9 protein-coding genes are annotated in these 7,615 nt (G+C 71.2%); 5 read left to right on the forward strand and 4 right to left on the reverse strand.

Going from position 1 to position 7,615, the window contains the following annotated elements; all coding sequences use genetic code 11:
- The 4 genes from ACFXA3_RS28505 to ACFXA3_RS28520 all read left to right on the forward strand — a co-directional run.
- Window positions 1-501, forward strand: a 501-nt coding sequence (locus ACFXA3_RS28505) for a glycosyltransferase (RefSeq protein ID WP_385191351.1), incomplete at its 5' end; no start/stop codon positions are given.
- A gap of 119 nt (window positions 502-620) precedes the next feature.
- Window positions 621-1,151, forward strand: coding sequence for a hypothetical protein (locus ACFXA3_RS28510; protein WP_385191353.1), 531 nt, complete (start codon window positions 621-623; stop codon window positions 1,149-1,151).
- Between the two features lie 46 nt (window positions 1,152-1,197).
- Window positions 1,198-1,719, forward strand: a complete 522-nt coding sequence (locus ACFXA3_RS28515) for a hypothetical protein (RefSeq protein WP_385191354.1) — start codon at window positions 1,198-1,200, stop codon at window positions 1,717-1,719.
- A complete protein-coding gene (locus ACFXA3_RS28520) occupies window positions 1,719-2,888 on the forward strand; it encodes an MAB_1171c family putative transporter (protein WP_385191356.1) in 1,170 nt (389 codons plus the stop codon). The genes ACFXA3_RS28515 and ACFXA3_RS28520 overlap by 1 nt, the downstream gene beginning before the upstream one ends.
- Window positions 2,889-2,903: 15 nt before the next feature.
- Here the strand turns inward: ACFXA3_RS28520 and ACFXA3_RS28525 are convergent, their stop codons facing one another.
- The 3 genes from ACFXA3_RS28525 to ACFXA3_RS28535 all read right to left on the reverse strand — a co-directional run bounded on the left by ACFXA3_RS28525 (window position 2,904) and on the right by ACFXA3_RS28535 (window position 5,297).
- Window positions 2,904-4,109, reverse strand: coding sequence for a hypothetical protein (locus ACFXA3_RS28525; RefSeq protein ID WP_385191357.1), 1,206 nt, complete (start codon window positions 4,107-4,109; stop codon window positions 2,904-2,906).
- Window positions 4,110-4,145: 36 nt separating this feature from the next.
- Window positions 4,146-4,673, reverse strand: a complete 528-nt coding sequence (locus ACFXA3_RS28530) for a hypothetical protein (RefSeq protein ID WP_385191359.1) — start codon at window positions 4,671-4,673, stop codon at window positions 4,146-4,148.
- Window positions 4,674-5,105: 432 nt separating this feature from the next.
- On the reverse strand, window positions 5,106-5,297 hold the full coding sequence (locus tag ACFXA3_RS28535; protein ID WP_385191361.1) for a hypothetical protein: 192 nt from the start codon (window positions 5,295-5,297) through the stop codon (window positions 5,106-5,108).
- 462 nt (window positions 5,298-5,759) lie between these two features.
- Here ACFXA3_RS28535 and ACFXA3_RS28540 point away from each other — a divergent pair, with 462 nt between their 5' ends.
- Entirely contained in the window at window positions 5,760-6,746 is a 987-nt protein-coding gene (locus ACFXA3_RS28540; RefSeq protein ID WP_385191362.1) for a LuxR C-terminal-related transcriptional regulator, read from the forward strand.
- A gap of 67 nt (window positions 6,747-6,813) precedes the next feature.
- On the opposite strand, the gene ACFXA3_RS28545 is transcribed toward ACFXA3_RS28540, so the two are convergent.
- A complete protein-coding gene (locus ACFXA3_RS28545) occupies window positions 6,814-7,446 on the reverse strand; it encodes a TetR/AcrR family transcriptional regulator (protein ID WP_385191363.1) in 633 nt (210 codons plus the stop codon).
- Between the last annotated feature and the right edge of the window lie 169 nt (window positions 7,447-7,615).

Raw genomic sequence — 7,615 nt, forward strand, 5'->3', positions numbered from 1 at the left:
GCCGCCGGCGAAGGGGAACGTCTGGGAGCCATCGCGGTACGTGCCCTGCGGCGGGCCGGGCTGCGGGGGATCCTCCAGTCGGGCAGCGCCGGACTCGTCGCCGAAGGCGGGGGCGGCGACGACGTGCTGACCATCGGCGACGTGCCGCACGCCCTGCTGTTCCCGCGGCTGGCCGCCGTCGTCCACCACGCCGGAGCCGGCACCACGGCCGCGGCGGTCCGTGCCGGAATCCCGTCCGTCACCGTGCCGGTGGCCGCGGACCAGCCGTTCTGGGCCGCGCGGCTCGCCGCGATCGGCGCGGGGACGGCCCCGGTCCCCTTCCGGTCCCTGACGGCCGAAGGCCTCGCCGACGCGCTCACGGCCGCGGTGCGGGACCCGTCGTACGCGCATGCGGCCGCGGCCGCCGGGCGGCACATGTCCGGGGAGGACGGCGCGGGCGGCGTCGTGGCGGCCGTACACCGCGCCGCGCGGACCTCGCCGGCCCCCCGCCGTTCCCGCTAGACCGCCGGGCGCGGCGGCCGGGGTCTCGGGCCGGGTTGGCGTGCAGCAGATCGGGGGGCGCGCCCGCCGGGGCCCGTGTCCCGGCGGTACGGTGGGGGGGCTGATCGGAGGCGTAGAGGGTGAATGCACAGCGGTCCGGGCCCCAGGGCGTCCCGGACGGGACGGGCCGTCCCGGAGAGCGTGCCGGAAAGATCGCCGAGCGGCTGGACGGGCTCATCGCCCGGGAAGCGGCCAAGGCCGGTGGCCGGGCCCCGACATACCGCGAGCTCGCCGACCGGATCAACCGGCTGGCGGGCCGGGACGTCATCTCCAAGGACACGATCCGCAACCTCCAGCACGGTGTGAACCAGAAGGGGCAGCTCCCCAACCCCACGGTGGACACCCTCGACTGGCTGGGCCGTGGCTTCGGGATCCAGGCGGGAGCCAGCTATTTCCTGGACGACTCCAAGGCGGCCGTCGTGGACGAGCAGCTCGACCGGCTGGAAAAGATCGGCGACCTGCGCCAAGCCCTGGGCAACTCCGAGGTGGTCAGCCTGGTCCAACGGGCGTCCGGCCTCTCGGACGGCAGCCTGCACATGCTGGTCGCCCTCGCCGACAAGCTCAAGCAGCTGGAGCAGGGAGCCGCGCAAGGAGGTTCGGGCGCCACCTGATACTGGAGGCGGCATCCACCCTCACCAGAAGGAACGTATCTTCGTCATGTCGCTACCCCGGGGCCTGCGCAAGCGCTGCGAAGGCATCCTCGCGGGCCTGGACCTCCCGCAACCGTTCACCGTCGACGCCTTCCGCGCCTCCCTGGAGCAGCAGCGGGGGCGGCCGATCGTCATGGAGCCGCTCCCGGAACTCGGTCGGGACGCGCCGTGCGGCCTGTGGATCGCCCTGCCGAGCATCGACGTCGTCTTCTACGAGCAGCACACCAGCCCGGCCCACCAGGACCTGATCAAGCTCCATGAACTCGGGCACGTCCTGTGCGGTCACACGGGCGTCTTCGAGCTGTCCCATCTGGCCGCACTCCTCCCCGATCTGACCCCGGAGTTGGTCGCGCAGACGATGGGCTCGGGGCGGACCAGCTACGACACCATCGAGGAGCAGGAGGCGGAGATGATCGCCCTGTTGCTCGCCGATCTCGGCGGGGCCGCTGCGGTGACCGATCCCGCCACCGGCCGTCTGGCCGAAAGCCTGATGCACCCCGTACGTGCCCGAAGATGGAGGATGCGCTGATGCGCCCGCTGTTCGAATGGCTGATGCCGGTCCTGACCTGGAGCGTGGTGCTCTGGCGGGCCCCTTCGGCCTTCGCCTCGCGGGCGAACCGCGCGTTGTGGGCCGTCTTCCTGTCGGCCGCCGTGGCGCTGTCCACCCGCCCGCCGGTCATCGAGAGCGCCCTGGAGAAGGTCACGGGCATCGATGACGTGACGATACTGATCAAGCATCTCGGGGCCGTCCTGATGGCCTCGTTCGTGATCGACTACGTTCACGCCATCCACAACCGGCCCTTCCAGGCGCGCGCCGCCCGGCTTCGGCTGCTCTTCTCCGGCACTGCGTCGGCCACCCTGACCCTGCTCTTCGTGTTCTGCCTCCCGCACGACCTCCCCGGCTCCTACGGCATCGACACCCGATTCGGCGATCCCGGCGTTCAGGCCTATCTGGCCGTGGTCTACCTCGTGTTCGCCGTCGCCGGCTCGCAGGCGGCCGTACTGTTCTGGACCCACCGCCGCAACGTCCCTGCGGGTCCGCTGCGCGCGGGAATCGTGTGCCTGGCCGCCGCTGCCGGCAACGGGTTCCTCTACGCCCTCTACCGGATCTACTTCGTGGTGCAGGAAGGCGACTCCACCACCTTCGACGCCGCCGGCCACCCGGTGCCGCCCATCGACCCGGTCTCCGAGCTCCTCCCCGCGGTGTCCATCGTCCTCCTGGTCCTGGGAGTGGCCGTCCCGCCGACCCACACCCTCGTGCGGTACGTCCGTGACCAGTACGCGCTGTGGCGGCTCCACCGGCTGTGGTCCGATCTCGTGACCGCCGTGCCGCACGTGGTCCTGGGCACCCCGACCAGCCGGCGCCGTGACCTGTTCACTCCCGGTGACCGTTCACTCGACGTCGCCCACCGGGCCTTCGCCATCCGGGACGCCGCCCTCGTACTGCGAGACGACAGCCAGGCGCGTACCGACGCCGCCGTGATGGCGGAGCCGGGCACGGAGGAGGAGGCGGCACGCGCCGAGGGCGAGTGGCTCCGCGCCGCCGTGCGGCGGCGCGAACGCAACCTCCCGCTGCCGCCGCTCCCCGCCACTCTCGACCGCACCACCGGCGGCCGTACTCCGCGCGAGGAGATCGCCTGGCTGCTCAAGGTCGCGGCCTTCTACGCGAAGGCCGCGGATGAGCCTGCGGCGGTGTGACGGGAAGGGCCCGGATTACCTGGTGACGGTGGCGGTGAGTGCGGTGGCGCCGACGGCGTCGCCGGGGACCTCGGCCCAGCTGTCACTCCACTTGCCCGTGTCGTAGTCGGCGTCCTTCGTGAACACCCGACCGGTGGAACCCAACGCGTAGACGTGCATGGTGTTGCCGACCGTCACGCTCGTAAGAGCCTTCAGGCCATTACCACCCATCGGCGTCCACGCACCGGTCCAACCACCCGCCGCATAATCACCATCGGTGTTCCACATCCCACCATCAGCACCCACCACCTCAAGGTGGACCTTGGAGCCCGTGGCCGAGGCGGTCAGCGCAGTGGCACCGGCGAACGAGCCGGGCACCTCCACCCAGTCACCACTCCACTTGCCCGTGCCGTAGTCGGCATCCATGGTGAACACCCGCCCCGTGGAACCCAACGCGTACACGTGCATCGTGTTGCCGACCGTCACGCTCGTAAGAGCCTTCAGGCCATTACCACCCATCGGCGTCCACGCACCGGTCCAACCACCCGCCGCATAATCACCATCGGTGTTCCACATCCCACCATCAGCACCCACCACCTCAAGGTGGACCTTCGACGCAGACGCCACCGGCGGTGCGTCGTTGGTGATGTTCTTGTAGCGCAGGGCCGAGTAGCTGCTGGTGGGGTGTGACGACAGGTAGGCCCCGTACAGGTTGCCGTCGGTGTTGTAGTTCGTAGGCCGGTTGCGGCCGCTCTCCTGGTAGTAGTTGAACGTACCGGCCGACTTGTCACGCCAGCCGGCGAAGAGAACGACGTGCTCGTTGCTGTTCAGGATGTCCCCGGGCTGAAGGTCCCACTTGTCGATCGGCGCGGAGACCTTCGGCAGGTCCAGCGTGGTACGGCTGTAGGTCAGCTGCCACGCCATGGAAACGAAACCCGAGCAGTCCTGGCGGTAGCGGCCACCGGTCGGGCCATCGGCCCACCAGCTGTAGGGGGAATCGAGTCCGTTGGTGCTGTAGGGCACGCGCTCGTCCACCCAGACCTGAGCTCTGGATATGGCCTGGCTCCGGGAAACCTGACCACCGGGGGCAGCGTGGTTGCCCAGCGAACCCGTGGACGTGACCGAGGCGTCTGAGGCCTGGATGCTGTCGGCGTGGGCGGGCATCACGGACAGGACGAGCGAGGCGGCGCAGGCTGCGGTGACGATGCTCGCGGTGCGCGCGGCCGAGGTCTTGAGGGACAAAACAACTCCTGTGGGAAGAGGGAATCAGAGAGGACGTCAGAGGCCGAGCTCGGCCAGTGCGCCGAGTACGGAGGCGTCGGTACGGGTGTCGTGCGCAGGCGCGGGGCGTTCGGCCAGTTCGTCGAACTGGAAGAGCGTGAGGCGGTCGCCCTGCCGGACGGCGTACAGGTGGTTGGTCTGCACGTCGCGGGCCGACATGCCACCGACGCCCGTCCAGTGCCGTGACCAGGCCGTACCGTCCTTGGTGGTGGCGGTGGTGGACACGGCGGCGTCCTGTGCCACTCCCTCGCGGGCCTGGAGTCCGCGGGAAGCCGTCTGGCAGTTGTTCATGCCGGCGACGAGCCTGTCGTAGGCGTCCTTGGCGGACGCGGCATCAGGAAAGAGGAACAGCTGTTGGCCCGCGGGATTCTTGGCCGCACTCAGATAGCCCTGCTGCTGCCACAGAGTGGCGCCGGTGACGGTCGCGCACTCGTTCAGCGTGATCTCGTGCCCGTCGACTTGCCGGCTGCTCAGCGGGCCGTCCGGCTTCCAGTCGAGGGACTTCTGCACGGGCAGCTTCGCCACGCCGTCCGGTGTGACGGCCACGGTGCGCGCCGCGCCCGGATCGCCCTTCCCCGGTGCGGACCTTTCGCCCTGCGGCCGGGGGGCCGAAGACGACCCGGGGGCGGAGGACGGTCCGGGCGCCGCCGGGCTCACGGGTGTCCCGGCCGGTGGAACCGCACTCGTGGAGGGAGCCGTCGACCGGGCGGCGGACGGGGCCGGGTCGGCCGCGGCCGCCGGCACCGCACCGGTGTCGGCGCGGCCGCAACCGGCCGTCGCCACGGCGGCAGCACACCCGGCCAGGACCAACGAGGCGGTGCTGAGGGTGAGTCGGTTCGATCGTCTGGGCATGACGGCTCCCGGTGGGATGGAGGGGCAGGGCGGGACGACGGGTCCGAAGAAGGGCTGCGAGGGGGCCGGCACACGGCCTGATGGCGAATTGAATCGCCGGTGACGTCAGTCGAGAACGACGCCGAAGCCGTGACGGGCGGCCGGCTGGTCCACGCGGCCGAGCAGTGCGCGCATCTGGTCGACCGCCGACTGATCGGACGCGGCACGGACGAACAGGTAGACGTCCAGCCCGTGTTCGGCGGGTCGGGCTCTGACGTGTTCCAGGCCGTCACAGGGCCTGGCGTGCGCCCAGAGCATGTCTTGGATGAGTGGGGCCGCAGCGGGCGGGGCGGGGTCGGACGACGTGCGGTTCAGACGACCGACGATCACCCGCATGCGCTTCAGTCCCAGCCGATGACCTGGGAACCCTCACTCGGCGCCGCCGTGGCGGCGGCAGGGGGAGGGGTGGTGAGGCCAGGGGTGGCGAGCGGGTGCGTGGTGCGGGACATGCGGGTCTCCTGGGTGCAGGTGCACGGGTGTTGGACGGCGGGGGGACATGACGCGCGGAACCGGCCGGCCTTGCGGCCCTGGCCTCGGGTGGGACTGGTGTCCCGCCGGCCGGTGATCCATATCCTGCTGCGCGCCTCCACCCGGCCGGAAGGGATCCGGGGCGTCAGCAAGTAGTCAGGCAGTTTTAGGACACCCAGCGGCACGATGGCGATTAAGATCGACAGCAAGTGGCTTTGATGCTGCATGCGATGCACGGAGGGGGAGCCGGCAATGCTGGAATCACTGGGGCTGGACGCCCAAACGGAGACCGTCTACCGGGACATGCTGAAACAGCGCTGCAGCGGTACGGACGGGCTCGCGCAGCGGGTGGGACTTGCCGAGACCCAGGTACACGAGGCCCTGGACCGGCTCATCGACCTCGGGCTGCTCACACCCTCGCGGGAGACGACGGGCGCGCTGCGCCCCGTCAGCCTCGAAGCCGGTCTCGAGCGGCTGCTCCGTCGCCAGGAGGAGGACCTGGCCCGCCGTCAGCATGCCCTGGCCCTGGGCAAGGCGGCCGCTGCCCGGGCCGTGGCCGAGTACGCTGACCTGCAGCCCAACACGGAGATCGACGGCGCCGAACGCCTCGTCGGACTCGACGCCATCCAGTCCCGGCTGGAAGCCCTCACCAGAGGGCTGACCCGGGAGTGCCTTTCGATCATGCCGGGAGGCGCCCAGTCGCAGGCGAGCCTGGACGCCTCCGGCCCCCTGGACGAAGACGCGTTGCGGCGCGGTATCGACCTGCGCGCCGTCTACCAGGACAGCGTCAGGAACGACCCCGCCACCCTCGCGTACGCGCAGTGGACCGCCGAGAAAGGCGGAGAGGTGCGGACGAGCCCCGTACTGCCGCCCCGGCTCCTGGTCTTCGACGGCCGGACCGCCGTGGTCCCGATCGACCCGGCCAACTCCCGCCTCGGCGCCCTGTGCACCTCGACGCCCGGCATCGTGGCCTCGCTCGTCACCCTCTTCGAGCAGACCTGGGACACCGCCACCCCCCTCGAAACGGTCCGCAGACGGGCCTTGCACGAAGGCATCAGCAGGGAGGAACGCGAACTGCTCAAGCTCCTGGCTTCCGGAATGACCGACGACGCCGCGTGCCAGCGCCTCGGCGTCTCGGTGCGCACCGTACGCCGTCAGATGTCCGCGCTGATGGAGCGCCTCGAAGCGACCAGCCGGTTCGAGGCGGGGCTCAAGGCCGCCCAGCGCGGCTGGCTCTGACCGCGGGGCACGGATCCGACCGCCGCGGACAAGCCGCGCCGAGGGGGTGACCGTTCCGGGCGGCCGGTCAGGGGTGTGGGGCGAAGGCGCCGGCGCAGGCCGCCGCGGCCGCGGCCGCGGCCGCGCGGCGCGGCAGCGTCGGGTCGGGAGCGGCCCGGAGCATCAGCAGCTCGTGGTAGACCGGGGCGGTCGCGCAGACCAGCAACGCCCGACTGTCGGCCGGACCGGGCAGCTCGCCCCGGTCTGTCGCCCTGCTGACGACCACCGCGCACCGCGCGTAGCGGTCCTCCCAGAACCGCGACAGCGCTGCCGCCGCCTCCGGCGTCCGGAACGCGGCGGCGATCAGGGCCGTGGTCAGGTTCGGCCCGCCGCCCGCCAGCGCGTCGTACACCTCCTGGTCGAGGGCGGTCAGATCGCCCTCCAGCGACCCGGTGTCCGGCGGGCTCCACGTGTCGTCGGACGCGGCGTCCAGTACGTCGGCCAGCAGGCGTCCGACGTCGCCCCAGCGCCGGTAGACGGTCGTGCGGTGGACGCCGGCGCGTTCCGCGACCGCGTCGACGGTCAGTCCGTCGTACCCGGCGTCCAGGAGCAGCGCGCCGGCCGCCTCCAGCACCTGGGTGCGGACGCGGGCGCTCCGGCCGCCCGTCCGGCGGCGCTTGATGGCCGGTTCCTGCCGGCCGGAATCATCGCTTGCCTGCATGGGGGAATCCATGCCAGCATCTTAACGCAACATTCGTCGCTTTAAAGGAGAACTCCGGTGCTCATTCACCGCCTCGCCGCCCCGCGCACCAGCGCCCTGACGCCGACCCCCTCCCCCCAACCCCTGGACCCCCCCCGTGACCGCCCAGCTCACCCCGGCTGACCACACC

Source organism: Streptomyces sp. NPDC059456 (assembly GCF_042750055.1).
Classification (GTDB): domain Bacteria; phylum Actinomycetota; class Actinomycetes; order Streptomycetales; family Streptomycetaceae; genus Streptomyces.